At 64.2% G+C, this 26,407-nt stretch carries 23 protein-coding genes, 2 pseudogenes and 1 riboswitch; of the genes and pseudogenes, 11 read left to right on the top strand and 14 right to left on the bottom strand.

The genetic code is table 11. The annotated features are described in order from the left end of the window. Nucleotide 1: 1 nt before the first annotated feature. Together ABID26_RS21855 and ABID26_RS21860 are read right to left on the bottom strand one after the other, a co-directional pair. Nucleotides 2–883, bottom strand: a complete 882-nt coding sequence (locus ABID26_RS21855) for an HpcH/HpaI aldolase/citrate lyase family protein (protein ID WP_126099835.1) — start codon at nt 881–883, stop codon at nt 2–4. Beyond that, a pseudogene (locus tag ABID26_RS21860) lies at nt 883–1,341 on the bottom strand (MaoC family dehydratase); the annotation flags it as partial. The pseudogene ABID26_RS21860 and the gene ABID26_RS21855, both read right to left, overlap by 1 nt. Nucleotides 1,342–1,488: 147 nt before the next feature. On the opposite strand from ABID26_RS21860, the gene ABID26_RS21865 reads away from it, so the two are divergent. Continuing rightward, nucleotides 1,489–2,610: a DUF2336 domain-containing protein gene (locus ABID26_RS21865; protein WP_126099837.1), complete on the top strand. Its 1,122-nt coding sequence runs from the start codon at nt 1,489–1,491 to the stop codon at nt 2,608–2,610. 3 nt (nt 2,611–2,613) lie between these two features. On the opposite strand, the gene ABID26_RS21870 is transcribed toward ABID26_RS21865, so the two are convergent. Both ABID26_RS21870 and parE read right to left on the bottom strand, forming a co-directional pair. Further along, on the bottom strand, nt 2,614–4,680 hold the full coding sequence (locus tag ABID26_RS21870) for an FUSC family protein (RefSeq protein ID WP_126099838.1): 2,067 nt from the start codon (nt 4,678–4,680) through the stop codon (nt 2,614–2,616). A 145-nt stretch (nt 4,681–4,825) separates the two neighbouring features. After that, nucleotides 4,826–6,880 carry a DNA topoisomerase IV subunit B gene (parE, locus tag ABID26_RS21875; protein ID WP_126099839.1) on the bottom strand — a complete coding sequence of 685 codons (2,055 nt, stop codon included), beginning with the start codon at nt 6,878–6,880 and terminating at the stop codon, nt 4,826–4,828. Nucleotides 6,881–7,135: 255 nt separating this feature from the next. On the opposite strand from parE, the gene cpaB reads away from it, so the two are divergent. The 9 genes from cpaB (at nt 7,136) to ABID26_RS21920 (ending at nt 16,708) form a co-directional block, all read left to right on the top strand. Continuing rightward, entirely contained in the window at nt 7,136–8,071 is a 936-nt protein-coding gene (gene cpaB, locus ABID26_RS21880) for a Flp pilus assembly protein CpaB (protein ID WP_126099840.1), read from the top strand. An 85-nt stretch (nt 8,072–8,156) separates the two neighbouring features. Beyond that, the gene (locus ABID26_RS21885; protein ID WP_292303263.1) at nt 8,157–9,551 is read left to right on the top strand and encodes a type II and III secretion system protein family protein; all 1,395 of its coding nucleotides are present in this window, start codon (nt 8,157–8,159) and stop codon (nt 9,549–9,551) included. A gap of 5 nt (nt 9,552–9,556) precedes the next feature. Continuing rightward, nucleotides 9,557–9,832 (top strand): hypothetical protein, encoded by a 276-nt coding sequence (locus ABID26_RS21890; RefSeq protein WP_292303249.1) that lies wholly within the window; start codon nt 9,557–9,559, stop codon nt 9,830–9,832. A gap of 13 nt (nt 9,833–9,845) precedes the next feature. Next, a complete protein-coding gene (locus tag ABID26_RS21895) occupies nt 9,846–11,060 on the top strand; it encodes an AAA family ATPase (RefSeq protein WP_292303250.1) in 1,215 nt (404 codons plus the stop codon). Then, on the top strand, nt 11,057–12,475 hold the full coding sequence (locus ABID26_RS21900) for a CpaF family protein (protein WP_292303251.1): 1,419 nt from the start codon (nt 11,057–11,059) through the stop codon (nt 12,473–12,475). The genes ABID26_RS21895 and ABID26_RS21900 overlap by 4 nt, the downstream gene beginning before the upstream one ends. A gap of 3 nt (nt 12,476–12,478) precedes the next feature. Beyond that, nucleotides 12,479–13,444, top strand: coding sequence for a type II secretion system F family protein (locus ABID26_RS21905; protein ID WP_126099845.1), 966 nt, complete (start codon nt 12,479–12,481; stop codon nt 13,442–13,444). 1 nt (nt 13,445) lies between these two features. Continuing rightward, the gene (locus ABID26_RS21910) at nt 13,446–14,408 is read left to right on the top strand and encodes a type II secretion system F family protein (RefSeq protein ID WP_126099846.1); all 963 of its coding nucleotides are present in this window, start codon (nt 13,446–13,448) and stop codon (nt 14,406–14,408) included. Between the two features lie 307 nt (nt 14,409–14,715). Then, nucleotides 14,716–15,189 (top strand): hypothetical protein, encoded by a 474-nt coding sequence (locus ABID26_RS21915; protein WP_292303252.1) that lies wholly within the window; start codon nt 14,716–14,718, stop codon nt 15,187–15,189. Between the two features lie 346 nt (nt 15,190–15,535). After that, entirely contained in the window at nt 15,536–16,708 is a 1,173-nt protein-coding gene (locus ABID26_RS21920; RefSeq protein ID WP_292344509.1) for a GGDEF domain-containing protein, read from the top strand. Between the two features lie 11 nt (nt 16,709–16,719). On the opposite strand, the gene gcvP is transcribed toward ABID26_RS21920, so the two are convergent. The 4 genes from gcvP to ABID26_RS21940 all read right to left on the bottom strand — a co-directional run bounded on the left by gcvP (nt 16,720) and on the right by ABID26_RS21940 (nt 22,184). Continuing rightward, the gene (gene gcvP, locus ABID26_RS21925) at nt 16,720–19,530 is read right to left on the bottom strand and encodes an aminomethyl-transferring glycine dehydrogenase (RefSeq protein ID WP_292344508.1); all 2,811 of its coding nucleotides are present in this window, start codon (nt 19,528–19,530) and stop codon (nt 16,720–16,722) included. 16 nt (nt 19,531–19,546) lie between these two features. Further along, entirely contained in the window at nt 19,547–19,915 is a 369-nt protein-coding gene (gene gcvH, locus ABID26_RS21930; protein ID WP_292118198.1) for a glycine cleavage system protein GcvH, read from the bottom strand. 7 nt (nt 19,916–19,922) lie between these two features. Beyond that, nucleotides 19,923–21,023 (bottom strand): glycine cleavage system aminomethyltransferase GcvT, encoded by a 1,101-nt coding sequence (gene gcvT, locus ABID26_RS21935; RefSeq protein ID WP_292303255.1) that lies wholly within the window; start codon nt 21,021–21,023, stop codon nt 19,923–19,925. 149 nt (nt 21,024–21,172) lie between these two features. Beyond that, a riboswitch (glycine riboswitch) is annotated at nt 21,173–21,260 on the bottom strand. 93 nt (nt 21,261–21,353) lie between these two features. Beyond that, nucleotides 21,354–22,184, bottom strand: a complete 831-nt coding sequence (locus ABID26_RS21940; RefSeq protein WP_292303256.1) for a transporter substrate-binding domain-containing protein — start codon at nt 22,182–22,184, stop codon at nt 21,354–21,356. An 89-nt stretch (nt 22,185–22,273) separates the two neighbouring features. Between ABID26_RS21940 and ABID26_RS21945 the strand changes: the two genes are divergently transcribed. Further along, a complete protein-coding gene (locus tag ABID26_RS21945) occupies nt 22,274–22,837 on the top strand; it encodes a DUF3011 domain-containing protein (RefSeq protein ID WP_354416311.1) in 564 nt (187 codons plus the stop codon). A 23-nt stretch (nt 22,838–22,860) separates the two neighbouring features. Here ABID26_RS21945 and ABID26_RS21950 read toward each other — a convergent pair whose 3' ends face one another. The 6 genes and pseudogenes from ABID26_RS21950 to ABID26_RS21975 form a co-directional block, all read right to left on the bottom strand. Next, nucleotides 22,861–23,289, bottom strand: a complete 429-nt coding sequence (locus ABID26_RS21950) for a GNAT family N-acetyltransferase (RefSeq protein WP_292303257.1) — start codon at nt 23,287–23,289, stop codon at nt 22,861–22,863. Continuing rightward, nucleotides 23,289–24,098, bottom strand: a complete 810-nt coding sequence (locus ABID26_RS21955) for a molybdopterin-binding protein (protein ID WP_292303258.1) — start codon at nt 24,096–24,098, stop codon at nt 23,289–23,291. Before ABID26_RS21955 ends, ABID26_RS21950 begins: the two co-directional genes overlap by 1 nt. Before the next feature lies 1 nt (nt 24,099). After that, nucleotides 24,100–24,972, bottom strand: a complete 873-nt coding sequence (locus tag ABID26_RS21960; RefSeq protein WP_292303259.1) for a cytochrome b/b6 domain-containing protein — start codon at nt 24,970–24,972, stop codon at nt 24,100–24,102. Between the two features lie 100 nt (nt 24,973–25,072). Beyond that, nucleotides 25,073–25,750: a DUF1345 domain-containing protein gene (locus tag ABID26_RS21965; RefSeq protein WP_292303260.1), complete on the bottom strand. Its 678-nt coding sequence runs from the start codon at nt 25,748–25,750 to the stop codon at nt 25,073–25,075. Between the two features lie 25 nt (nt 25,751–25,775). Further along, entirely contained in the window at nt 25,776–26,243 is a 468-nt protein-coding gene (locus ABID26_RS21970; protein ID WP_292303261.1) for a YaiI/YqxD family protein, read from the bottom strand. A 65-nt stretch (nt 26,244–26,308) separates the two neighbouring features. Then, a pseudogene (locus ABID26_RS21975) lies at nt 26,309–26,407 on the bottom strand (S-(hydroxymethyl)glutathione synthase); the annotation flags it as partial.

Consider the following 26,407-nt stretch of genomic DNA (forward strand, 5'->3'; position numbering starts at 1 on the left):
ATCAGGCGGAAATTCCTGCCGCCCTGGCGCGGGCCAGCAGCCGTTCGGCGAGCCGCAGGTGCGGCCGGTCATACATCTTGCCGTCGATGCCGACCACGCCGGGATTTCCCGCCGCCGCGAAGGCCGCGACGATCGCGTGCGATCGCGAGACCGCCTCGGCCGACGGCGTGAAGGCGGCGTTGATGACCGGCACCTGCGCCGGATGGATCGCCATCTTGCCGGTAAAGCCGTCGCGTTCGGCCTCGCGGCATTCGGCCTCGAAAGCGGCCATGTCGCGGAAATCCGGAAACACGGTATCGATCGCCGCGACCTCGGCCGCGCCAGCCGCAAGGATGGTCATCGTGCGCGCCAGGCGGAACACGTCGGTGTAGCGGCCGCTCTCGTCGCGCGCCGAACGTGCGCCTATCGCCGCCGACAGGTCCTCTGCGCCCCAGGTCAGGCCGGCAAGCCTTGCGCTTGCCCCAGCATAGCTCGCCGCCGCCAACAAACCGGCCGCCGTTTCGGTGATGATCGGCAGGATTCTTATGCTGCCGTCCGGCAGTCCGTTCTCCGCTTCGTGCACCCGAAGCTTTGCCGCCAGCTGCTGGACATCCTGGCCGCTGTTCGACTTCGGCAGCATGACGCCGTCGGGCCTCGCCGGGACAAGAGCCGCGAGGTCGTCGTCGGTCAGGCCGGTCGAGAGGTCGTTGACGCGCACATAGACGGCGGAACCGGTCTGCTGCCTTTTGCTTGGGATGAAGCTCGCCGCAATCGCCCGCGCCTGCGCCTTGTTGGCGGCGGCGACGGAATCCTCAAGGTCGACGATCACCACGTCGGCGCCGGCGGCAAAGCCCTTTTCCAGCTTCCGCTCGGAATCGCCCGGAACGAAGAGCAGCGAGCGCATCAGGCGGCCTTCTTCATCATCATCGCCTGCCTCGTGCATTTGGCGACGAGAACGTCTGCCTGGTTGTAGGCGCGGTGCTCGAATTCGACGATGCCGCGATCAGGCTTCGACTTCGACTCGCGCACCGAAACGACAGTGGTTTCGACCCGGATGGTGTCGCCGTGGAAGACCGGGTGCGGGAAGACGGTTTCCTTCATGCCGAGATTGGCGACGGTTGTGCCGACCGTGATGTCGTTCACCGAAATGCCGATCATCAGGCCGAGCGTGAACAGCGAATTGACCAAGGGCTTGCCCCATTCGCTCTTCGCGGCGAAGTCGAAATCGATATGCAGGGGCTGCGGGTTCAGCGTCATCACCGAAAACAGCATGTTGTCGCTTTCGGTGACGGTCTTGCGCAATGCGTGCCGGAAGACGTGGCCGGCGACGAACTCCTCAAGATAAAGCCCGGCCATGTCCGATCTCCTCCGCTTACGCTTGCTTGATAGGCGTTGGTCGCGGTTCCATCAAGCCGGTTAAGAAACATGGTGAACCGTTCGTAAACCATTTCCAGCCTACCGTTCACAACGGGGCCGGGGAACATTCCGGCAAGGGCGTAGCTGGTCGGCATGATTGTTTCGCATTTCCTAAAATGGATTGATACGGCAAGGGTTTCCGAGCGCGCAGCCGCCGCGAGCGCGCTGGCCCGCGCCTACATAAACTCCGACCTGCCGTTCGAGGATCGCTGCGCCGCCGAGGCGGCGCTGACGCTGCTGCTCGACGACGTTTCCGCCAAGGTCCGGCAGTCGCTCGCCGAAGCGCTGTCGATGAGCCACCACGCGCCGCCGCAGGTGATAGCCGCGCTGGCTTCCGACCAACCGGAAGTGGCGGCGCTGGTGCTGGCGCGTTCGCCGTTGCTTACCGATGCCGATCTCATCGACCGCGTCGCTTGCGGCCAGAAGGCCACCCAGAAGCTGATCGCCAACCGCCCCGTCGTCTCGATGGCGCTGGCGGCAGCGATCGCCGAGATCGGCGAACCGGAAGCCTGCGCCACGCTCGTCGCCAACAGCGGCGCCGATATTGCATCGCTGAGCTTCCGCCGCATGGCCGAACGCCACGGCCATCTGCCGCTGGTGCGCGAAGCGCTGATCTCCGACGCGCGTCTGCCTGCCGACTGCCGGCACATGCTTTTGGTCAAGCTTGGCGAGACGCTGAAGGGTTCGCCGCTGGTTCTGGCGCTGATGGGGGCTGCCCGCGCCGACCGCGTGATGCGCGACGCCTGCGTGAAAGCCTCCGTCACGCTGATTGAGGGCACGCGCGCCGAGGAGCATGCCGCGCTGATCGAGCATCTGAGGCTGCGCGGCGATCTCACCGCTGGTTTCATCATCCGCACCATCGCGCACGGCAAGGTCGACTTCTTCGGCTCGGCGCTGGTCGCGCTTGCCCAACAATCCGAGCAGCGGGTGAGGGCGCTGCTGGCCGGCGGTCACGACGTGGCGTTGCAGGCGCTGTTCCGCAACGCCGGCCTTGCCGGCGCCACGCACGGTATCATCCTGCGGGCGCTGAAGATCTGGCGCGAGGTTGCCAATGGCAAGCGCGTCGCGGGCGTCCAGGAAGTGAGCTGGCTGATGCTGAAGGATCTCGGCGGGCAATCGGCCGAGGGCGATCTTGCCGGGCTGGTGAAGTCGATCCACCTCGACGCGCTGCGTGAGAACGCGCGCGGACATGCGCTGGCAATTGCTGCAGCGTAGCCCTCAGCCGCGACCCTTCGCGAAGAAATCCGGATAATCCTCCATCGCCGCGGCGATGATGCGCAGCGAGGCTGCGACCTGCAGCATTTCGGGGCGGTCGCTGCGATCGGCGATGCTCGCCGCATATTGCCTCGCCACGGCAACGGTCGACGTCTGCGGTTCGCCATGTCTTCTGAACAGCAATTCCCGCGCCAGGCCGCGCAGGAAATTGCCGACCGACTCCACCGTCTCGCGCGGGAGCGCGGAATTCAGCTGCGCGCCGCGCAGCCGCAGCACTTCGAGCCCGACGGTGACGGCGGCGATGCTGCCGCCGAGGATGGGATCGCCCTTCCTGCCTGCCTGCTGCAACTGCGGCATCAACTGGTTGATCCGGTCATAGGCCAGGCTTTCGAAGGCCGAACGCCTGGGGATGCGCTCATGCAGGCAAAGGCGCGCCAGGTCCTCGCGCATCGCCTGCGAGATGCGCTCGACGGTGACCCAAGGGTTGGCCGGCAGCACGACGATGAAGACGGCGATGGCGATCAGGATGCCGACCAGGATCGACGCCGACCCGGCGAAGAACGGGCCGGGATCATAGGTCATCAGCTGGTGCGGGCTGAGAAAAGCCAAGAAATTGATGGCGAAGGCGGTGGCGACGCCGACATAGCGCGGATTGGCCATGCCGAGCGCCGCCGGCACCATGATGGGCACGACAAAGAGCGTGAACCAGCCGAAGCCGGGGAGCGCCGGCAAGGCGATCTGGCCGACAAGGAAGGCGAAGGGCAGCGCGAGCAGCGTTCCCCTGAAGAAACCCCAGGCGGACTGGACCGGATCGGGGCGCGCTGCGAACAGGCTGGAGACGACGGCGACGAGGATGACGGTGCCGGCGGTCTCCGACCATTTGGTCGTGAGCCAGAAGGCGGCCACCAGCAGCGTGGCGAGCGCGGCGCGCACGGCATTGCGCCAGGCGGCGTGATAATCGCGATGCACGACCAGCGCCGGCTGCTGTCGTTCACGGGACGACCTGGAAATCGGCGAGCGAAGCGCATCCAGGCCACGCATCACCTGCTTCAGCGCCTCCGCGAAATCGGCGGCGATGGTGAGGCGGGTGATGGTGCCGACTTTGTCTTCGCTGGGGTCGGTAGGCACAGGCGGCGCCTCTCTTGCCTTGCTCGCGATCGCATCGAGCCGCGCTACCCACGGGCCGGTGTCGTCAAGCGCCCCTGGCGTCGCCGCCAGTTCGCCGACCAAGGTCTTCAACTCGCCGCGCACCGGGATGAGCGCCGCGTTCTTCGGCGCGGCATGGGTGTGCAGCGCGCGCGCCGCCGAAAGCGCCCACAGGAGTTGCCCGATCGTGCGCCGCACCGGATGGGCGCGCGTGGCGAAGCTCGGCGCCTCGAGGCGCGCATAGGTGCGCATCTCGGCAAGCGTCTGGGCATCGCCGATAAGTTTGCGCTGGAGGGCGGCAAGCCCGGCCGGATCGCCGCCGGAAAAGGCGCCCGAGGCGTATTCGGCAAGATCGAGGATGCTGCGCTTCAGTCTCGAGATGATGGCGTCCGCCGCAAGTTTCGGCAGGATCAGTCGACTGGTGACGCCGGCACAGACGATGCCGAGCACGATTTCAGCGCAGCGTGCAATGGCGAGATCGACGACGAGATGCGGCTGCCCGAAGGCGGGCAGGCTGATGATCATCGCCGTGTAACCGGCAAGTGCCGCGCCATAGGCCTCCGGATTGCGCAGCAGCGAGGATACGAGCGTGCAGACGCCGATCCATAGCGCCAGCACCGTCACCAAAAGCCACGGGTTGGTACCGAACAGCAAGGTGATGCCGATCGCAGCAAGGCCGCCGGCGAGTGTGCCGAGCAGCCGGTAGAAACCTTTCGCCAGCACCATGCCGGCCACCGGCTGCGCGACGATGAACACCGTCATCATCGCCCATTGCGGATGGTCGAGCTTGAGGGCGTAGGCGGCAAACAGCGCGGTCAGCCCGGCCGAGACCGTGCGCAGGGCAAAGATCCAGTCCGAGCGCGTCGGTTGCGTCAGGCCGTTCAGCGGTATCCCGGCAAGATCTTTCAGCCGCGTCCAGGCCACATTCAAGTCTCCCTAAAGCGCGTCGCCTGAAACGAATTCAGACGACGCGCTTTAAGTCCTTGTTTTGATGCATGTCGTTGTCCCAGAACCGCTGCACACTTCTGGGCGACATGCATAGCGAAGCCTGTTATGGACCGGTCCGCGTTCAGATATCCAGCACGTCGGTCTCGGCGAACTCGGCGCGTTCCTGGATGAAGCGGAAGCGCGCCTCGGGCTTTGTGCCCATCAGCGCGTCGACCGCGTCCTTGGTCGCCGCCTCGGCTTCGCTCACATCGACCCTGAGCAGCGTGCGCTTCCTCGGGTCCATCGTGGTCTCCTTGAGCTGCGAGGCCATCATCTCGCCAAGGCCCTTGAAGCGGCCGATCTCGACCTTGCCGCGCCCGGTGAATTCGGTGCGCAGCAATTCGTCCTTGTGCGCGTCGTCGCGCGCATAGGCGACCTTGCCGCCTTGGCGGATCGAATAGAGCGGCGGCACGGCCATGTAGAGATGGCCGCCGCGGATCAGGTTCGGCATCTCCTGATAGAAGAAGGTGATCAGCAGCGAAGCGATATGCGCGCCGTCGACATCGGCGTCGGTCATGATGATCACGCGGTCGTAACGCAGGTCCTCGTCGCGGTATTTCGAGCGCGTGCCGCAGCCGAGCGCCTGGATCAGGTCGGAGATCTGCTGGTTGGCGGCAAGCTTGTCGTTGCCGGCGCTGGCGACGTTGAGGATCTTGCCGCGCAGCGGCAGCACGGCTTGGCTCGCGCGATCGCGCGCCTGCTTGGCCGAGCCGCCGGCCGAGTCGCCCTCTACGATGAAGATCTCGGCGCCGGCCGCGGCGTTCTGCGTGCAGTCGGCGAGCTTGCCCGGCAGGCGCAGCTTGCGCACCGCGCTCTTGCGCGAGACTTCCTTTTCCTGGCGGCGGCGCACGCGCTCGTCGGCGCGCGCGATCACCCACTCAAGAAGTTTTGAGGCTTCCTGCGGATTGTCGGCCAGCCAATGGTCGAAAGGATCGCGGATGGCGCTTTCGACGATGCGCATCGCCTCGATGGTCGCCAGCCTGTCCTTGGTCTGGCCGACGAATTCCGGCTCGCGGATGAACACCGACAGCATTCCCGCGGCCGAGATCATCACGTCCTCGGTGGTGATGACGGAGGCGCGCTTGTTGCCGATCAGGTCGGCATAGGCGCGAAGCCCGCGCGTCAGCACGTTGCGGAAGCCCGCCTCATGCGTGCCGCCCTCGGCGGTCGGGATGGTGTTGCAGTATGAATTGAGGAAACCGTCACCGCCGAACCAGGTCACCGCCCATTCGAGCGAACCGTGGCCGCCCTGCCTGTCGCTCTTTCCCGCGAAGACCTCGCGGGTGACCTGGAATTCGTCGCCGAGGGTCGCCTTGAGATAGTCCTTCAGGCCGCCGGGAAAATGGAACTCGGCCTTGGCAGGGGTCTGGTCCTTCTCCTTGATGAGCGACGGATCGCAGGTCCAGCGAATCTCGACGCCGCCGAACAGATAGGCTTTCGAGCGCGTCATGCGGTAGAGCCGCGCCGGCTCGAAGGCGGCGCCCTTGCCGAAGATCTGCTCGTCGGGATGGAAGCGGGTCTTCGTGCCGCGGCGGTTGTGGACCTCGCCGAGATGCTCGAGACCGCTGACCGGAATGCCGCGCGAAAAACGCTGGCGATAGAGCTGGCGACCGCGCGCGACCTCGACCTCGAGGTGATCGGACAGCGCATTGACGACGGAGACGCCGACGCCGTGCAGGCCGCCCGAGGTCTCGTAGACCTTGGAGTCGAACTTGCCGCCCGAATGCAGCGTCGTCATGATGACTTCGAGCGCCGGCTTCTTGAATTTCGGATGCGGATCGATCGGGATGCCGCGGCCATTGTCGGTGACCGTCAGGAAGCCATCAGCCGAGAGTTCGACGTCGATGAAGGTGGCGTGACCGGCGACCGCCTCGTCCATAGAATTGTCTATGACCTCGGCGAAGAGGTGATGCATCGCCTTGTCGTCGGTGCCGCCGATATACATGCCTGGGCGGCGGCGCACCGGCTCCAGCCCTTCCAGCACCTCGATGTCGGCGGCGCTGTAGCTCTCGCTGCCGTCACGGGCGGAGGTCGAACGCTTCGCCGCCTGAACCAGCGGATCAGCCGGACGCGAGGGCGCGCGCCCTTGCTGGGGCTGCTTTTCCTGATTGCCGAAAAGATCGCTGGTGTCGTCCATGCTGGCCATTAAGTCCGGTACTGCGAATCACTCCTCGATACTGCCACGCTTTTGGCGGGCGAACGAGTTCCTGTTCCGTTCAGGGATCAAAGTCTCTCTTATTCTAAAACCATTCGATAACCAAGCCGCCGGAAATAGGGCGGTCTCCATATGTTTGGATTCCTGATTCTTTAACAATGTCGCCTAGCGTGAGTGGCAACAAACAAAAGACCACGGGGCGTCAGGGGTTTCGTTGTGAGGGGCAGGGCCATAACCATGATCGGCATCGCCGCCGTTTTCGGCGCGATCTCGATCTTTGCCGCGGATTTCTGGGTCAAAAGCCAGGCGAGGGCCCAGTCCGAGCAAAAGGTGGCATCGATCGCCGCGCCGCAGGAGCCCAAGGTCGAGTTCAAGACCATCGTGGTGGCCAATGCTCCGCTGCGCTACGGCATGCAGCTCGATCGATCGCAACTCACCGAAATCCCGTGGCCGCAGGATTCCCTGCCGCAGGGCGCCTTCCCGACCATCGACAAGCTGCTTGCCGAAGGCAGTCGCGTCGTGCTGTCGCCGATCGAGGTCAACGAGCCGGTGCTGCTCACCAAGCTGTCGGGGCCGAACGGCCGCGCGACGCTCTCCAACATGCTGTCGCCAGGCATGCGGGCCGTCACCATCCGCACCGATGAGATCGCCGGCGTCGGCGGCTTCATCACGCCGGGCGACCGGGTCGACGTCGTGCTAACGCGCGACGCGGGCGAAATCCAGGAAGTGGCCAAGAACGCTCAAGGGGCATCCGGCTCGACGGTCACGTCCGAGATCGTAGTCTCCGATGCGAAGGTGCTTTCGGTCGGGCAGGGCGCGGACGAGCGCAAGACCGAGCCGCAGATCGCCAATTCGGTGACCCTCGAGGTGACGAACGAAGGGGCGCAGAAAGTCGCTTTAGCCCGCACCGTCGGCACATTGTCACTGTCCTTGCGGTCCGCCGCCGACGCCAGCGCCAGCAGCAACGGGCTCACCACCATCTCCTCCTTCGGCGGCTCGGTCGCCGCGAGCGCGGAGACAAGCGCTGCCTCGCTGGTCAACGCGGTAGCGAAGGAGCCGGAAGAGCCGAAGTTCAAGACGGTGATCGTGTCGCGCGGGACGAAGGTCGAGGAATACAAGGTTCCCTCCAAGCGAGCCGAGGGAGACGTCGTTCCTTCCAAGGAACAAGAATAATAGCCGGTGGGGACCGGCCGGGGACGTGACAATGCCTGTGTTGAATAAAGAATGGACAACGAGAGGGCTGCGCCTTCTGCGTGCGATGGCGGCGAGTGCCTTGCTGGCAACTGCCGGAATGCTTGCCTTTGGGGCGCCGGCCCAGGCAAATAACGACGTCGTCTACGTCTCGGCGACCAGTAACGCCTCGATCAAGGTCGCCAAGGGCAAGCCCAAGACGATCATGACGAGCGCCGCCTTCTACCAGATCGTCATCGGCGACCCGGAGATCGCCAACGTCAACCCGCTGACCGACAAATCCTTCTATGTGCTGGGCAACAATCTCGGCACCACGGGTATCGCACTGTTCGATCAGAACAAGCAGCTCGTCGGCACCATCGACGTCGAGGTGACGCTGGATACAGATCAGCTCGCAAGCACCATCCGCGCCAGCGTGCCGGATGCCAAGATCAGGGTCGGTTCGGCCAATGGCCGCGTGGTGCTGTCGGGCGAGGCCGAGGATGCGGTCGCGGCCGAGAAGGCCAGCAAGATCGCGTCGCGCTTTTCCGGCAACGAGGAAGTGATCAACTCGGTCAACATCTCGTCCTCGCAGCAGGTTCAGCTCAATGTCCGCTTCGTCGAGATCAACCGCCAGGCGGGACAGGATCTGGGCGCCAAATACGGCGCCAACTTCGCCTTCGGCATCGGCGGCCGCGACGTCATCATCGATCCAGGCACCGTGCCGACGGCCGGCACCGGCGAGATCATCGGCCGGCTGCTCTCCAACGGCGTTTCGATCGACATCGCCATCAAGGCGCTGGAGGAGCGCGGGCTGGCCCGGCGGCTGGCCGAGCCGAACCTGATCGCCCGTTCCGGCCAGACGGCGAGCTTCCTCGCCGGCGGCGAGTTCCCGATCCCGGTCTCCGAGGACAACGGCAAGATCAGCGTCACCTACAAGAAATACGGCGTCGGCCTGGATTTCACGCCGACCGTGCTCAAGGACGGGCTGGTGAGCCTCGACATCGCGCCGGAAGTGTCCTCGATCGACACTTCCGCCTCCATCGAAGTCAGCAGCGGCATTTCCATTCCGGCCTTCATCGTGCGTCGCGCCCAGACATCGGTCGACCTGAAGAACGGCCAGAGTTTTATGATCGCCGGCCTTCTGCAGTCGCAGAACGACATCACCACCTCGCGCCTGCCGGGGCTCGGCAAGCTGCCGGTGCTGGGCTCGCTGTTCTCCTCGAAATCCTATCAGCGGCGCGAGACCGACCTGGTGATCATCGTCACGCCTTATCTGGTCAAGCCGGTCGATCCGTCGAAGAAGATGGTCGAGCCGACCGACGGGACGCGGCCGGCAAGTCCGGCCGATTATTTCCTGAACAACACCGAGGAAGCGGACGCCTCGGCGCCCAAGCGCCCGGTGGCGCTGGCCGACGGCAGCGCGGCCCGTCCGGTGGCCGCCACGACGTCCGGCCACTTCCTCGATCTGCCCAAGGACTGAAGCCCATGCGCCCAGCACTTTGCATTGCTGTCATCCTCGCCGGCTTCGCCAGCGGCTGCACCAGCGATGACTACGTGCGCACCGAAGGCGTGACGCCGGCGGCCGGCAACGCGCAGGCGTCCAACACCGTCATGCAGATGGTCGATCCCTGGCGATACGGCGTCCAGAACACCAGGCTCCTGGTGCCGGCTCAGAGCACGAGCTCCACGACCAATGCCGCCGGATCGAAAGCCGGTTCGGAGTCGGCATCAACGACATCGGCATCAACGGCATCCGACTGATGGACTGACGACCATGGCATCCGGCACCAAGACCAAGAAGATCCTGCTCGTTTCCACCGACAGGACGTTTTCGCAGGACACGCGGACGGCTTTCGCCGCGTCCGAGGTCATCGAGATCTCGACCGTCGAGAAGAGCGTCAACGAACTCCGCGGCGAGGTTCTGGAGGCCGATTTCGGCACAGTCATCGTCGATATGGATGCGGCCAAGCTCGAGGAGATCGAGTCGCTGCAGCGCATCATGCGCCGGCTCGAAGGCCGCGTTCCGGTGGTCGTCGTCACGCAGGAATTCAACGCGGCGGCCGTGCGCATCCTGGTGCAGCTCAAGGTCGCCGACTTCCTGGTCAAGCCGATCACCACCGCCGACCTGGTGCGCTCCGTCATCCGTGCGATGCAGGGACCGGGGCGGGAGGAAAACACCGAGTCGCAGATCTACACCTTCATGCCGGCCGCCGGCGGCGTCGGCACCACCACGCTGGCGCTCCAGACAGCCTTCCAGTTGCATCATTCGGTGACGCGCGGCGCCTCGACATGCGTGGTCGACCTCAATTTCCAGCAGGGCGCCTGCGCCGAATATCTCGACCTCGAACCGCGCTTCGACATCACCGAAATCGAGAACCAGCCCGAACGCCTTGACCGGCAACTGCTGGATGTCATGCTCTCCAAGCATGCGAGCGGGCTCTGCGTGCTTGCCGCGCCAACGCGCCCTTCGGAAATGCGCTCGTTCAAGACCGATGTCGTCGTGCGCATGCTCGACCTCGTCTCGGCCTATTTCGACAATGTCGTCATCGACATGCCGCGCACCTGGTTCCCATGGACCGAGACGGTGCTGCTCGGCTCCAACAAGCTCTATATCGTCGCCGAGATGACGGTGCCTTGTCTCAGGCATACGCAGCGTCTTATCCAGGCCATCTATGAGACTGCCGGCCGGGAAGTGAAGCCCAGCGTGATCGTCAATCGCTTCGAGCAGAAGATGTTCGACAGCGGCATCAAGCAGGCCGACGTCGAGGACATTCTCGGCGAACATTTCGTCGGCGGCATCTCCAACAACTACCGGCTCGTGCGCGAGGCCGTCGACCGCGGCGTGCCGCTGCACGACATCGATCCCAACGCCAATGTCGTCAACGACCTGAAGAAGATCATCCTGCCGGAGGAGGCGGTGACGACGACGGCAAAATCGAAGTCGCTTTTCGGCCTCGGCAAGGGCCTCTTGAAGAGGAAAGCGGGATGAGTCGCTTCTCCACCCTGCAGAACCGCGACGCCCATCCGCAGCGGCCTCCCGAACCAGCGCCTGTCGCGCATCATGCCGTGGTCATTCCGACGACCCGCAAGCCGGCCGCGCCTAAGCCGGACCACGCGCCTGCGAAAAGCGCCAACAAGGTGCTCGACGCGCGCGTGCGCATCCACCGCATGCTGCTCGAGGAGATCAATCTCGTCGCGCTGGAGCGGCTGCCCAAGGACGAAATGCGCCGCCAGGTGCATGAGTTCGTTTCGGAAAAGACGCGCGAGGAGCGGATGGCGATCAATACCGCCGAGCTCGACGCGCTGGTCGACGACATCGTCGACGAGATGGTCGGCCTCGGCCCGCTGGAGCCGCTGCTCAAGGATCCGGAGATCAACGACATCCTGATCAACGGCCATCAGAACTGCTTCGTGGAAAAGCGCGGCAAGCTGCAGCAGGTCCACATCCCGTTCAAAGACGAAGCGCATCTGCTTCGAATCATTAACAAAATCGTCGCCGCTGTCGGCCGCCGCGTCGATGAATCGGCACCGATGGTCGACGCCCGCATGCTCGACGGCTCGCGTTTCAACGCCGCCATCCGGCCGGTCGGCGTCGACGGGCCGCTGGTGTCGATCCGCAAATTCTCCAAGAACAAGCTCGGCCTGCACAAGCTGGTCGAGTTCGGCGCCATCACCCAGAACATGGCCGAGGTGCTGGCGGCGGCCGTGCATGCCCGCAAGACCACAATCATCTCCGGTGGCACCGGCACCGGCAAGACGACGATGCTCAACGCGTTGTCGGCCTTCATCCCCGAGGACGAGCGCCTGATCACCATCGAGGACGCCGCAGAGCTGCAACTGCAGCAGCCGCATGTCGCGCGCATGGAGACGCGCCCGGCCAACATCGAGGGCCATGGCGAGCTCAAGCAGCGCGACCTGGTCAAGAACGCGCTGCGCATGCGTCCCGATCGCGTCATCCTCGGCGAGTGCCGCGGCGAAGAAGCCTTCGACATGCTGCAGGCGATGAACACCGGCCATGAAGGCTCGATGGCGACCATCCACGCCAACACGCCGCGCGACGCCATCTCGCGCCTTGAGCAGATGCTCGGCATGACCGGCATGCCGATGACGGTGCAGTCGATCCGCAGCCAGATCGCCAGCGCGCTCGACATCATCGTGCAACTGACGCGCCTGTCCGACGGCAAGCGCAAGGTGACCAGCGTCGCCGAGGTGACAGGCATGGAAGGCGACGTCATCCAGATGCAGGAGATCTTCCGCTTCGTGCGCACCGGCATGGAGGCAGACGGCAAGATCATCGGTCATTTCGAGGCGACAGGCATTCGCCCGCGCTTCCTCGAGGACCTGCGCAACATGGGCATCGAATTTCCGGGCAAATATTTCGAACCCGGCCGGCCGCAGGAGTAGCCGGTGCTCGAGGGGTTCAGCCCGATCTACGCTGTCTACGCCGCGGCGGCGCTCACCGGCATCATGATCGCCGAAGGCTGCTACCTGCTCTATGCCGGCCGCAGCGACAAGCGCACGGCGATCAACCGCCGCATGAAGCTGGCGGAGAACAAGATCAGCCAGGAGCAGGTGTTGATCCAGTTGCGCAAGGAGCGCGGCGTCGAAGGCGGCATGTCCCTGTTTTCCTTCGATCGCTTTCGCGCCTTGCGCACTCAGTCCGGCATGATCATGCCGCTGCCCAAGTTCCTCATGATCACCTCGGGCGTGGCTTTCGCTCTGGCGCTTGTTGCCGTCTGGTACGGCCTGCCTCTGCTGTTCGGCCTGGGCTTGTTCCTGGTGCTGTCGCCGGTCTTGCCGGTGATGGCGATGCGTTTTCTGCGCAAGCGCCGGCATAAGCGCTTCGGCCTGCAGTTGCCGGAGGCGCTGGAGCTGATCACACGCGGCCTCAAGGCCGGCCATCCGGTGCCGGTGGCAATCGCAATGGTGGCGCGTGAGATGGCCGATCCGATCGGCACCGAGTTCGGCGTCGTGGCCGACGAGGTGACTTATGGCTCCGATCTGGTTTCGGCGCTCAACAACCTGTTCGAACGGGTTGGCCACGAGGATCTGCCGCTGTTCGTCACCGCCGTGTCGATCCAGACAAGTTCCGGCGGCAACCTGCGCGAGATCCTGGATGGGCTGTCGTCGACCATCCGCGAGCGTGGCAAGCTGCGGCGCAAGGTACGCGCCATTTCGACCGAAGGCCGCATGTCGGCCTACATCCTCACCGCCGTGCCGGTGCTTCTGTTCACCGCCATCATGGTGCTCATGCCGCAATTCTACCGCGATGTGTGGGGGATACCGAAGACCTGGTACATGCTGGGCGGCTCCATCCTGTGGCTGCTGCTCGGGAACGCCATCATGTTCAAGATGTCGAATTTCAAGTTCTGAGATGGAAGACATCATCCGCTTCCTCGCCTCGCTCGCGCCGACATCGCTGATGCCGGTGGCGGTGCTTTTGCTGGTGCTGGGCGGCGGCGCGGTGGCCTGGCCGCTGGTCGTCGCCAAGGGCGATCGCAACGAAGTCAAGCGCCGGCTGAAGGTTGAGGCGGCCCGGCCTATCGAGCAGGCGGAGCCGGCGCCAAGGAAGAACGCAAACGCCGTGCGCGAGAAGGCGGTGAAGCGGGCGCAGGAATTCTACGCCAAGAGCGACCCGGAAAACGTCGCGCGGTTGCGCCTGAAGCTCATCCAGGCCGGCTATATGGAGCCGCGCGCCGTCGGCATGTTCTTTCTGATCCGTTTTGCCGCGCTGGTCGGCGCAGCACTTGGCGCGTTCCTGATCAACCACTGGGCGGCCAGCGCCGAGTCGACCGTGACCAGCCGCTGGACCTTCATCATCCTGTCGGGAGCGGCCGGCTATTTCCTGCCGGGTCTGGTGCTGACGCAGAAGGTGCGGGAAAAGATGCGCGAATATCGCAACGGCTTTCCCGATTTCATGGACCTGATGATCGTCTGCTCCGACGCCGGCATGAGCATGGAGGCCGGCATCGAGCGAGTCTCGAAGGAGCTCGCCAGGACCTATCCATCGCTCAGCCAGAACCTGCAATTGGTGTCGCTCGAGCTCAGGGCCGGCCGCAGCCTCGACGATGCATTGAAGGCGCTCGCCGACCGCCTCAGCCTCGACGAGGTGCGCTCCTTTGCAACGCTGCTGCAGCAGTCCAAGGAGCTAGGCACCAGCCTGTCGGGCGCGCTGCGCGTCTTTTCCGACGAAATGCGCCACAAGCGCATGTCGCTTGCCGAAGAGAAGGCGCATGCCTTGCCGGCCAAGATGTCGGTGCCGGTGACGATGTGCATCCTGCCGGTGGTGCTGATGGTCGCGATTATTCCCATCGTCGTGAAGCTGACGGCGCACTAGGGATTCAGGTGAGGCCGGTCTGCAAATGGCGGCTTCCTGCGCTTCCGGCCTTCGCCGACCGAAGCATCCATGACATGAGAGGTGGCGTAGCAGTTAAGGCTACGGCCGGCGTAGGCCGGTTCTCGAAATTCACCATTTTCGACTCGGCCTGACCTGAATCCAGGCACGTCTGACGCTGCCGGCGCTGGTTAACGCATCCTTTGCGCGCAACAAAAATTTAGCTGCATTTCGGCACTGAAGCTTAATCGCTGTGCTTTATGGTCCTTGCTGAAGAACGACCCGGCAAATCGGGCGATGGGGCAGGGGCATGTGTCACGGACTTCCCACGGCAGCGGCGGCGTTGGCGGCCGTCTTGATGATCACCGGCTGCACGACGAACGCAAACGTCGACACGACCAAGACCACCGCGATCCAGCCAACGGCCAAGGACATCAGCGCCAGCGACCTGGTGGAGGGCAAGGCGCAGTTCCGCGAGGCGAATTTCGGCCTTGCCGAGCAGCATTTCCGCAAGGCGGTGGAGCTCAAGGCCGACAATGCGGAAGCCTGGATGGGGCTTGCCGCCTCCTATGACGAGCTCGGCCGCTTCGATTTCGCCGACCGCGCCTATGCCCAATTGCTGAGGGTCGCCGGGCGCAAGCCGCAGATCGTCAACAATATGGGCTATTCGCAGCTCCTGCGCGGCAACAAGAAGAAGGCAAGGGTGCTGCTGCTCGAAGCCAAGGCCGGCTTGGCCGACCAGACCGTGGTCAATGCCAACCTGGCGCTGCTCGACAAGAGCTAAAGCCTATCGGGCTTGGATTGAATCGGCTCTGGCAGAATTCACCGGCTACTGGTCGAACGCCGTTTATGCGAAACGGGACAGGTTCCACCCTGTTTGTCGATTGGCGAAATCAAAGCACTCCGGGCGAATGCTGTTTTCGCGCGGATCGCCTCGTGCTCGTGAAAAAGAACTGTTTCAATATAAACCAAAAATTTCTAGTCTTCGCGTCTGCTAGATGCTGTAGTGGATGCTTTGTAAACCTTATCGGAAGGTTGGGTCGAAAGGTTAGCGGAAAACGGTATCGGCGGGGCGCCGTTAACCTAGAATACAGCGTAACCGACGACTCCCAAGAGGCTGCGGCTCAACAATGTTGGATTTTAGTTCGCTCCTGCTCGCGGCGGCGCTGTCGGGCACGTGCCTCAGCATCACCATGCTGGCGATCTGGTTCACCGCTCCGCGGGCGAGCTTCGTGCTGACGGTGGCGTGCGGCATACTCGTGCTCGTTGCCCATGTCGTCCTGTTCTGGCGCTACACCAAGGATGCCGACCCCCGGCTCTGCCAGATCGTGCTTGCGCTGCTGAGCCTCGGCTTTCTGGTCATCTGCCTGTCGGCCATGCAGTATCTCGGTTTCCGCCACTACCGTCGCGCCATCGTGCCGGCGCTTGCAGCCATGGCCGCCTGCGCCGCTTTCACCTATTTCGGTTTCGACGGCATCGGCTTCCAGATCACTTATGCGGCTGTGACGGCGCTGCTCGCGGCGATCGGAACGATGTTCTGGATGAAGGGCGATCATGATCGCCGGATCCTGCTCGTTGTTTCGTTCCTCAGCGGCGCCTGTGGCTTGTCCTTCGCGCTGTGCGGCCTGGTGCTGCTGGCACAGGGGCAATGGGTTCTCGGCGCCGCGCCCGACAACTGGGCGGAGCGGTTGAATTCCGTCGTCGCGGTCGCCTGCATGACCGGCCTCGGCGCGCTGACGCTTTCGCTGCACCATCTGCAGGCGCAGATCGAGCTCAAGGCCGAGACGATGACCGATCCGCTGACCGGCCTGATGAACCGAAGGGCGCTCAGCGAGCTTTACGGGGATCGCAGCTTCGGTCCGTTCATGGCGGTCGCGATGTTCGATCTTGACCATTTCAAGACGACCAACGACGTCTTCGGGCATCCCGTCGGCGATCAGGTGCTTTGCCGCTTCGCGGCGGTGATCAAGAAATACGGCCGGACCGGGGTCGACGCCTTCCGGCTGGGCGGCGAGGAATTCGCGCTCGTCATGTCGCGCATGACGCCGGAAAAGGCACATGACATGGCCAGCCGGATCGGCGTCGCCTTCGGCACCGAGATCGTTCCGACCCATCGCGGCCCGCTGCGCAGCAGCGTCAGCGGCGGCATGGGATTTGGCGCCGTAGACGGCCGAACCCTGGACGAGGTGCTGGCCGAGGCGGACGCCGCGCTCTACGTGGCCAAGCGCGGCGGCAGGAATCGCGTCGTCGTTCAGAAAAAGGCCGGCCAGCCCGACGCCGGGCCGACCTTGCGTTCTGCCTGAATCCGCTTCGGTTATTCGGCGGCGCCGAGATATTCCGTCAGCGGCGGGCAGGAGCAGACAAGGTTGCGGTCGCCGGCGACATTGTCGATGCGCGACACCGGCGGCCAGTACTTTGCAGCCAGATCGGCGTCACCCGCCGGATAGGCTGCCTCCAGCCGCGAGTAGGGATGGGTCCAGGCGCCGGCAAGCGCCTCTGCCGCGGTGTGCGGGGCATTGACCAACGGGTTGTCGTTGAGCGGCCATTCGCCCTTTGCCACCTTCGCCGCCTCGCCGGCGATCGCGATCATCGCCTCGCAGAAGCGGTCGAGCTCGCGCTTGGGCTCGGACTCGGTCGGCTCGACCATCAGCGTACCGGCAACCGGGAACGACATGGTCGGCGCGTGGAAGCCGTAGTCGATGAGGCGCTTGGCGATGTCGTCGACGCTGATGCCGGCGCTCTCCTTGAGCACGCGGGTGTCGAGGATGCACTCATGCGCGATGCGATCGCTCCTGCCCTTGTAGAGGAGCGGGAAATGCGGCGCGAGCCGGGTCGCCACGTAGTTGGCGGAAACGATCGCCGTCTCGGTCGCCTGCTTCAGCCCTGCGCCGCCCATCATGCGGATGTACATCCAGGTGATCGGCAGGATCGAAGCGCTGCCGAAAGGAGCGGCGGCCACGGCATGCGCCGAGTCTTCGGTGACATGACCCGGCAGATATGGCTTGAGATGCGCCCTGACGCCGATCGGGCCGACGCCCGGGCCGCCTCCGCCATGCGGGATGCAGAAGGTCTTGTGCAAATTCATGTGGCAGACGTCGGCGCCGATATCGCCGGGTCGGGCAAGGCCGACCAGGGCGTTGAGGTTGGCGCCGTCGAAATAGACCTGGCCGCCATGCTCGTGGATCAGGGCGCAGAGGTGGCGCGCGCCTTCCTCGTAGACGCCATGCGTAGAGGGGTAGGTGAACATCAGCGCCGCGAGGTTCTTGGAATGCTCGTTGGCCTTGGCCCTCAAATCGTCCATGTCGATACTGCCGTCCTCGGCGCAACGTACGACGACGACGCTCATGCCCGCCATCGCAGCACTCGCCGGATTGGTGCCATGCGCGGAGGATGGGATCAGACAGACGGTGCGATGGCCTTCACCGCGCGAGCGGTGATAGGCGCGGATGGCGAGCAGGCCGGCATATTCGCCCTGGCTGCCGGCATTGGGCTGCAGGCTGACCGCGTCGAAACCCGTGATCTCCGACAGCCAGGTCTCCAGGTCGCTGATCATGGCGCGGTAGCCGGCCGAATGGCCGGCAGGGGCAAAGGGATGCAGGTTGGCGATATTCCACCAGCTCACCGGCATCATCTCGGCGGCGGCGTTGAGCTTCATCGTGCAGGAACCGAGCGGGATCATGGCGCGGTCGAGCGCGAGATCCTTGTCGGCCAGCCGACGCAGGAAGCGCATCATGTCGGTCTCGGAGCGGTTCTCGTGGAAAACCGGCTGGGTAAGGAATTCCTTGCCGCGCGGCTTGCCGGGCATGGAGCCGGCTTCCACCGTGCCGGACTTGGCGCCGAACAGGGCCGCGATCGCCTCCAGGTCGGCTTGCGTCGAGGTCTCGTCGAAGGCGATGCCGATCTTGTCGGCATCGATGACGCGCAGCAGCCGGCCGGTCTTCTCGGCGGCGGCGGCTATTGCCGCGGCCTTACCCTTCACTTCCGCTGTCACCGTGTCGAAGCGGTGCGTGCCCAGGACCGTCACGCCCGCCGCCTTCAGCCCCGCCGCAAGCCGGTTGGCGAGGGAGTGAATGCGCTCGGCGATCGCCTGCAGGCCGGTGGGGCCGTGCCAGATGGCATAGGCCGTCGCCATGTTGGCGAGCAGCGCCTGCGCAGTGCAGATGTTGGAGGTGGCCTTGTCGCGACGGATGTGCTGCTCGCGCGTCTGCAGCGCCAGCCGGTAGCCCGGGCGACCCATGGTATCGGTCGATTGGCCGACAAGGCGGCCGGGCATCAGGCGGGTCAGCCTGTCGGAGACGGCGCAATAGGCGGCATGCGGGCCGCCAAAGCCCATCGGCACGCCGAAGCGCTGCATTGGACCGACGGCGATGTCGGCGCCGAGCTTTGCCGGCGCATCCGTCAGTGTGAGGGCAAGCGGATCGGCTATGAAGACGACCAGCGCGCCGGTGGCGTGGGCTTTCTCGATCGCCGCCTTGTGGTCGCCATAGACACCGAACGTGTCCGGCCAGGAGACGAGCAGGGCGGCGGTGTTGTCGTCGATCGTCTCGCCGTCGACCTCGATGCCGAGCGGCTCGGCGCGGGTGCGCACGACGTCGAGCGTCTGCGGGTGGGGCGCGCCGGCGAGCGCCACCTTGGTGCGCTTGTCGCGATGATGGCGAAGCGCGATGCCGACGGCTTCGGCGACGGCGGTGGCTTCATCGAGCAGCGAGGCGGACGCCACCGGCAGGCCGGTCAGTTCGGTCACCAAAGTCTGGAAGTTGAACAGCATTTCCAGGCGGCCCTGGCTGATTTCGGCCTGGTAGGGCGTATAGGCCGTGTACCAGGCCGGGTTCTCGAAAAGGTTGCGCTGGACGACCGGCGGCACAAAGACACCATGGTAGCCGGCGCCGATGAAGCTCTTCAGCACCGTGTTCTTCGCCATCATCTCCGACAATTCGGCCAGGGCTTCCGCTTCGCTGGCGGCCGCTGGCAGGTCGAGCGGCTGGTCGAGGCGGATCGATCTCGGCACGGCCTGGCTGATCAGCGTCTCGACGGACGGAACGCCGATCACGGCGAGCATCGCCCTGACATCGTTGATGCCGGGGCCGATATGACGGGCTGAGAAAGGAATAGGTGCTGCGGTCATTTGCAAAATCCTGATATCAGCCGATATGGGCTTTGTAGGCGGCCTCATCCATGAGGCTGGCGAGCTGGCTTTCGTTGGAAAGCTTCATCTTCCAAAGCCAGCCGTCGCCGGTCGCCGCCGAATTGACCAATGAAGGGTCGGATGACAGCGACGTGTTGGCTTCGGTGATCTCGCCGTCGACCGGCGCGTAGACGTCCGACGCCGCCTTGACGGATTCGACGACGACCGCAGTGTCGCCCTTGGCGAGCTTGCGGCCGATTTCGGGCAGTTCGACGAAGACGAGATCGCCGAGCTGCTCCTGCGCGTAGTCGGTGATGCCGACGGTGGCGACGCCGCCTTCGACGCGCAGCCATTCATGGTCTTCAGTGAAATAGGTGTTTGCCATCGGGAATTCATCCTTTGCGGTAGCGATGTGGCGTGAAGGGGAGCGAGGTGACGTCGATCGGGATTTTCGTCCCGCGGACATCGGCGAACAGTCTGGCGCCGGGCTTGGCCAGCGCTGTGTTGACGTAGCCCATGGCGACCGGGTGGCCTGTCGAGGGGCCGAAGCCGCCCGAGGTGACATGGCCTGCGGGATTGCCGTCGGCGTCGACCAGCGCCGCCCCGGCGCGCACCGGCTGACGGCCGTCCGGCTTCAGGCCGACGCGCTTCTGCGACGGGCCACGCTCGAGGATCGAGCGCAGCGCGTCGGCGCCGATGAAATGACCGGAGGCGCGGACCTCCTTGGGGATGGCCCACATCAGGCCGGCGCTTGCCGGATCGATCTCGGGTGTCAGGTCCTGGCCGTGCAGGCAAAGCCCGGCCTCGAGCCGCAGGCTGTCGCGGGCGGCAAGGCCGATCCATTGCACGCGCTCGTCCTTCAGCAGCTTCGCGACGAGATCGCGAGCATCCGCCTCCGGCAGCCCGATCTCGAAACCGTCCTCGCCGGTGTAGCCGGAGCGGCTCATGAACCAGTTTTGCTGGGGCTCGACACCATGCATGAAGAGCAGCGAGCCGGTTTCGATGCCGGCCCTCGCAAGCGCGGCCCAGGCGTCCGGTCCCTGGATGGCCAGGAAGACGCGGTCGAGGGGCTCGATCTTGGCGTCGAAATCCGCGGCCAGCGCGCTGAGGTGCTTTTCGTCCTCCACCGCGTTGCCGGCATTGGCAACCACCATGAAGCGACTGTCGCCGAGCCTGGTGACGATCAGGTCGTCGATGATGCCGGCCGCTTCATTGAGGAAGAAGGTGTATTTGGACTGGGAAATCTCCAGCGCGCCGGCATCGAGCGGACAGGCGCGGTTGAGAAGCGAGGCGGCGCCCGCGCCAACGACCTCGAACAGCTTCATATGCGAGATGTCGAACAGGCCGGCATGCTCGCGCGTGTGAAGGTGCTCCTTCATCACGCCCGCTGGATAAGTCAGCGGCATCGACCAGCCGGCGAATGCGCCGAAACGCGCGCCTGCCGCGTTATGCAAATCCTCGAGGGGTAGATGTTTGGTGTCTTCGTCCGTCATGTCTTCTCCAGAGTCGCACGCAATCGACCGCCACCGGCGGTCTAGTCCGTGCCCCTCTGTCTGAAGCCTGAGAGACTTGCGCCCCGTAACTCTGTCGGCAGCGCTTACACCTTCGGCGCGGGAAGATTCCCGACTTTCCAGAGTTGTCTTTCCCATTCACGGTTCTTTTTGCCTGAGAGATTTCGGGCGATTTCCCCTTCGGCGACAGCTCTCGCTGTTCTCTCCCGCAAACAGGTAGGACTCAGTAACCTGAATCCTCGACGCGCCATCCATAGCCCGTCGGCGACACCTTGTCACCTCCCAGCGACATCCAAATAAAGTGGCTTGAGGCTACTGCTTCGGCTTGGCCTGTTCCGGCTTGGCGCCGGTGTCGAAGCGCGACATCCATTTGAAGCCGCCGAACCAGTAGCGGCGGACCCCCGAAATGGTGCCGTCGGCGGTGCGCGCGCCGATCCAGTCGTTGACGTATTGGACGAGGCGGATGTCGTCGGGGCGCAGGGCAAAGGCTTCCGGCGTGCGCAGCAGCGGGCCGCCCACCAGCTTGAACTTCGCATCATAAAGCCTGGCCGCCATTTGCGGCGTCGGCGACGTGGCCACCATGGCCTGCGCATTGCCGCCGATGAGGGCGGCAAAAACATCGGTGGTGTTGTTGAACGAAAGGATTTCCGCCTTCGGGAAGGCCTCCTTGGCAGCCGCCTCGTCGGTGGAATTGGAGAGCACGGCGATCTTGTAGCCGGGCGCCGTCAACGCCTTGCTCGGCCGCTTGCCAAGGCTGGCAATGGAGGCAACCACGCGGATGTCGGCGGCGCCTGTCGGATTGGAGAATACTACGTCGCGGGCACGCTCCGGTGTGTTCGCGTAGCCGGCCGCGATCAGGTCGAAGTCGCCCTTCAGCAACCGCGCTTTCAGGTCGTTCCAGGGCACCTCGACCAGCTTCAATTCGACGCCGAGATCCGAGGCGAGCGCATTGGTCAGATCGACATCGTAGCCCGCGAACTTCCCGCCGGCCTTCTTGAGGATCCACGGCGGATTGATTGCAACGCCGACCGTCAGCGTCTTCTGGTCGATAACGCGCTTGAGACTGTCGTCGGCGCGAGCCGGCAAAAGAGTCAACCAGGCAGAAAGAGCAAGTATAATCGCGGCGATTATCTTAGCGCGCATGAATATAACCTCGCTGCTGGCCCCTCTGGTTGTCAGATTTACACAGAGGTGCCATTCTGTCGATAGCGGACCCTGACGGAGATTTGCAAATGTCGGTGCGGATGGCAGTTACCGGTTCGATGATGTTCCTGGCCTGCGCCTTCGGCAATCCGGCAAATCTGTCGCTTCTGCCTGATGCCGCGCAGGCCGCAGGCCCCAAACGCGTGGTCTGCTCAAGCGCGGATTATCGCTATTCCTATTGCGGGGTCGACACGCGCGGCGGCGTGCAATTGACCAACCGGCTGTCGAAGTCGCGGTGCCAGTACGGCAGAAGCTGGGGGTACGACGGCGGCGGCATCTGGGTGGACAATGGCTGCTCGGCGGAATTCCTGGTCGCAGGCTCCGGCCGCAGGCCGTCTCCCGGTGACGCGGCGGCGGCGATCATCGTCGGAGGCATTGTCGGCGCGATCCTCGACAGCAACAACCAGCACGGCCATCATTCGGACAATTACTATCCGAGGCCCAAGCCGCGCCGCGACGATCAATGGATCGACCCGACACCGCAATTCGACAAGGACGGCAATCCCAATTTCGATACGCACGGCAACTATCAGGGATGCCACGGCGTCGGCTGCATGGTGGATAATCCGGACGACGCACAGGACGACGAATGATCGCGCAGCCATCCGGCTGATGCCTATCGGGGAGCCATCGTCTTGCAAAGGATGATGTTGGAATGGCCCTCGGGCCATCCGGCGAATTCGGCCATGCGTTGGAATCCAGCCTTTTCGTAAAGACCGGGCGCCTGGAAGTCGTGTGTCGAGACCCAAATCCGCCGCGCGCCTCGAGCGGCGGCCCCGGCGACGAAGGCGTTCAACAACGCCTTTGCATGGCCTCGGCCGCGATAGGTTTCCTCGACCCACATCATTTTGAGCTCGGCGATCCCCGCCCAGGAATAGCCGGCGGCGACGCCGATTGCATGTCCGGCTTCGTCCCGCAACGCAAAAACGGGGCCCCGGTCGTCATCGCGGCCTGTGCGAAGCCGGTTGTCGCCGTTGAGGCGTTCCTCGATCGCGTTGAGTTCGGCCGGCGGAAGATCGTGTTCGGCCTGCAGGCGAGGGATCATCAAATCCCGCCATACCAGTCGTAGCCATTGTCCTCCCAATAGCCGCCGCGGCCGCCACCGATGGCGGTGAAGCTGTCGACCAGCTCTATTTTGTAGAGATATTTCGGCATCTTGTAGCCTAGCTGCCGCTCGACCCGCACGCGCAGCGGCGCGCCGTTTTCCACCGGCAGCGGCTTGCCGTTGAGGCCATAGGCCAGGATGGTCTGCGGGTGGCGGGCATCAATCAGGTCGATGGAGCCGTAATATTTGATATCGCCTGAGAGGCTCTGCTCGATCGTGTCGAGGCAGTGGAACATGACGTAGCGCGCCTCAGGCTTCACCACCGCCTGGTCGAGCACCAGCGACAGCGGCGTGCCGGTCCATTTGGCAATGCAGCTCCAGCCTTCGACGCAGTCGTGTCGCGTGATCTGGGTACGGCTCGGCATGTTCTGGAGCTGCTCGCGGGTGAGCGACAGCGGCTTCTGGACCAGGCCGGCGACCTCCAGGCGCCAGTCGGCGAAATTGTTGGCGAGAAGACCCTTGTAGGTGTCGTCGTCTGGCGCGGTGACGCCGTTCGGCCGCTGCGGCTGGCGGATATCCGCCTCGGTGAATTCCGGCGCCAGCGCGTCACGGCCGGCAAGCAGGCGCTGCGCCCGCCAGGTCAGGCCGTTGGCGTTTTCGAGAAAGCTGCGCAAGCCCCCGCCGATGCCGAGGCCGCTGTCGAAGGCATCGCAGCCCGACAGCGCGATGCCGGACAGTCCGAGGCTGGCCGAGGTCAGGAATTTCCTTCGGTTCATCTGGAACTTGGGGTTGATCTGGAATTTTGCCATGTCAGGCGCTCCTCTCGGCCGGCTCGTCTTGCTTCGCGGGCGGGTCGGTGCGGTACCAGCCGGTGATGATCGAGCGCAGCTCATTGATCGGGCCGGCTGCCAGGATCATCAGCATGTGGATGATGAAGAAGAGGACGAGCAGCACCATGACGGTGAAGTGGATGGTGCGCGCCGTCTGCCGGCCGCCGAGGATTTCATTGAGCCAGGGAAGCACCGAATTCATGCTCGGCGACATCGCAAGCCCGGTGACGATCATCAGCGGCAACAGCACGAAGAGCACGCCGCCATAGGCCATTTTCTGCAGCGTGTTGTATTCGCGCGTGTGGTGGAACTTCAGCTTCGCATGGTCGACGATGTCGCGCGGCAGCTTGCGCAGATCCTCGACACGCGGAGCGAGGTCGCGGCGGATATGGCCGTTGACGAGGCCGGTGATCAGCCAGACCAGCAAGGTGGCCGAGAGCACCCAGGCAAAGAAGAAATGCACGACGCGAGCGGTGCCGAGGTCATAATAGGAAGGAATCGTCGCCCAGGCCGGGAAGGCGCGCGGCGTCTCCTGTCCAGGCGGCCCGGACCAGCCAAGCACGCCGGTGGTGTCGAAGCGATGACCGAAGAGCTTCGTGAAGCCGCGCGGCCCATTGTCGGTATTCTCGGCGCCGATTTGGAGGATGGTGTTGTTGTAGGCGAAGCCCGATTCCTTGCCGATATAAAGCTGCGGGCGCGCGTTGAAGATCTGCAGGCCCGAAAGCAGCATGAAGAACAGCGCGAAGGCCCATAGCCAGTGGGTCAGCCGCGTCCAGCGCGACTGCCGGTAGATGAGGGTCGTGTCCTTCGCCTTCGCTTCGGTGGCGGGCTGGCTCGTGGCAGCAGAATCCATTCCGTCCTCCGGCCGCATGATCCAAGCGGCCCTTTCAGGTCATTGTCTTCCCCCCAATACGTCGCCGCACAAGGCAATGTTTCATGCGATCACGGATTTATTACGGAGCGCCCAGGCTGACCGCGAGATTGACCGCGGCGGCAACGATCACCGTGTTGAAGAAAAACGTCAGGATCGAATGGATGAGCACGACCTGGCGCATGTGCGAGGTCGTGATCGCAGTGTCGGCCGTCTGCGCGGTCATGCCGATGACGGTTGCGAAATAGAGGAAATCCCAACCTTCCGGCCTTTTGTCGCCGGGAAAGTCGAGTCCGCCGACCGGAATCTTCGTCTTGGTTCTCTCGTCGACCTGATCACCGCCCATCCAATAGACATGCGCATAGTGCAGGGCCGCCATGGCATGAATGGTGAACCAGCCAAGCGGGATCGACAGCATCGCGAACAGGATCTCCCACGGATGCGCGGCATCCTTCCGGTTGATGAGCTGGAACAGCGAGCCGATGGCGATTCCCACCACGAAGAGCGTGACGACAAAGATCAGCAGCACCGGCAGGTCGGTGGAGCGAGCGTTCTTGCTCAGATAACGTCCGGTGAGTTTCGGCATCAAGGCCAACACCAGAGCGATATAGGCGACGAAAAAGGCGTTGGCGCCGATGGAATAGGGGAGCGGCGCCTTGAACAACATGGCGACAAGCAGCGCGACGATGCCAATGGCCGCGGCTAAGGCGAATTCCACGTGCCGATACATAGGCGTGTTGAGAGATATATCGTCATCCATGGCCGGCCTCGGAAAGACCCTCGGATCAGTCCGGTGTGACGGATTTGAGCGCCCGCCGCAAGATGCGGTCGAGCTCGCCGAGAAAGTTCGACCTGTCCTTTGGCGTGAAGGCGGCGTTGTAGCCGCGGCTTTCGCCGGTCTCGCGCAAATGCTGCTTGAGATCGCGCATCGCGACAGCCATGCCGATGGTCTCTAGCGTGAAGGGGCGGCCGGTGGGCCCCAGCACATGCGCGCCGAGCGCCACCGTGCGCGCGGCAAGCGGGATGTCGGCCGTCACCACCACGTCGTTCGCCCTGGCATTCTCGACGATCCAGTCGTCCGCCGCATCCGCTCCCTTGGAGACGACGACGTTGCGGATCATCGGATCGCGCGAGGGTCGCAGGCCGCCATTGGAGACGTAGGTGACGACGATGCCATGGCGCTCCGCCACCTTCTCGACTTCGGCCTTGACCGGGCAGGCGTCGGCGTCGACATAGATGACGGGTGCGGGCATCGTCTCTCCAAACGAATATGGGGCCGGCATGTCAGCCAGCCCCATGGCAGAAATCACGGGACTTGTCAGGCCGCCAAGGCTCCCGACTTCTTCGCCGTCCAGGTGGCGATGTAGTCCATCAGGCCGGGGTTGAGGCAGTCATAGGGTTCGAGCCCGATCGACTT

Origin of the sequence: Mesorhizobium shonense (assembly GCF_040545255.1) — a bacterium.
GTDB classification, from domain to species: domain Bacteria; phylum Pseudomonadota; class Alphaproteobacteria; order Rhizobiales; family Rhizobiaceae; genus Mesorhizobium; species Mesorhizobium shonense.

Coding starts and splice junctions, on each gene's coding strand:
- ABID26_RS21910 (WP_126099846.1), top strand. CDS start 13,446: ATGGAAGACATCATCCGCTTCCTCGCCTCGCTCGCGCCGACATCGCTG.
- gcvH (WP_292118198.1), bottom strand. CDS start 19,915: ATGGCAAACACCTATTTCACTGAAGACCATGAATGGCTGCGCGTCGAA.
- gcvT (WP_292303255.1), bottom strand. CDS start 21,023: ATGACGGACGAAGACACCAAACATCTACCCCTCGAGGATTTGCATAAC.
- ABID26_RS21950 (WP_292303257.1), bottom strand. CDS start 23,289: ATGATCCCTCGCCTGCAGGCCGAACACGATCTTCCGCCGGCCGAACTC.
- ABID26_RS21940 (WP_292303256.1), bottom strand. CDS start 22,184: ATGCGCGCTAAGATAATCGCCGCGATTATACTTGCTCTTTCTGCCTGG.
- ABID26_RS21945 (WP_354416311.1), top strand. CDS start 22,274: ATGTCGGTGCGGATGGCAGTTACCGGTTCGATGATGTTCCTGGCCTGC.
- cpaB (WP_126099840.1), top strand. CDS start 7,136: ATGATCGGCATCGCCGCCGTTTTCGGCGCGATCTCGATCTTTGCCGCG.
- ABID26_RS21970 (WP_292303261.1), bottom strand. CDS start 26,243: ATGCCCGCACCCGTCATCTATGTCGACGCCGACGCCTGCCCGGTCAAG.
- gcvP (WP_292344508.1), bottom strand. CDS start 19,530: ATGACCGCAGCACCTATTCCTTTCTCAGCCCGTCATATCGGCCCCGGC.
- ABID26_RS21855 (WP_126099835.1), bottom strand. CDS start 883: ATGCGCTCGCTGCTCTTCGTTCCGGGCGATTCCGAGCGGAAGCTGGAA.
- ABID26_RS21900 (WP_292303251.1), top strand. CDS start 11,057: ATGAGTCGCTTCTCCACCCTGCAGAACCGCGACGCCCATCCGCAGCGG.
- ABID26_RS21955 (WP_292303258.1), bottom strand. CDS start 24,098: ATGGCAAAATTCCAGATCAACCCCAAGTTCCAGATGAACCGAAGGAAA.
- ABID26_RS21865 (WP_126099837.1), top strand. CDS start 1,489: ATGATTGTTTCGCATTTCCTAAAATGGATTGATACGGCAAGGGTTTCC.
- parE (WP_126099839.1), bottom strand. CDS start 6,880: ATGGACGACACCAGCGATCTTTTCGGCAATCAGGAAAAGCAGCCCCAG.
- ABID26_RS21965 (WP_292303260.1), bottom strand. CDS start 25,750: ATGGATGACGATATATCTCTCAACACGCCTATGTATCGGCACGTGGAA.
- ABID26_RS21920 (WP_292344509.1), top strand. CDS start 15,536: ATGTTGGATTTTAGTTCGCTCCTGCTCGCGGCGGCGCTGTCGGGCACG.
- ABID26_RS21895 (WP_292303250.1), top strand. CDS start 9,846: ATGGCATCCGGCACCAAGACCAAGAAGATCCTGCTCGTTTCCACCGAC.
- ABID26_RS21960 (WP_292303259.1), bottom strand. CDS start 24,972: ATGGATTCTGCTGCCACGAGCCAGCCCGCCACCGAAGCGAAGGCGAAG.
- ABID26_RS21890 (WP_292303249.1), top strand. CDS start 9,557: ATGCGCCCAGCACTTTGCATTGCTGTCATCCTCGCCGGCTTCGCCAGC.
- ABID26_RS21915 (WP_292303252.1), top strand. CDS start 14,716: ATGTGTCACGGACTTCCCACGGCAGCGGCGGCGTTGGCGGCCGTCTTG.
- ABID26_RS21885 (WP_292303263.1), top strand. CDS start 8,157: ATGGCGGCGAGTGCCTTGCTGGCAACTGCCGGAATGCTTGCCTTTGGG.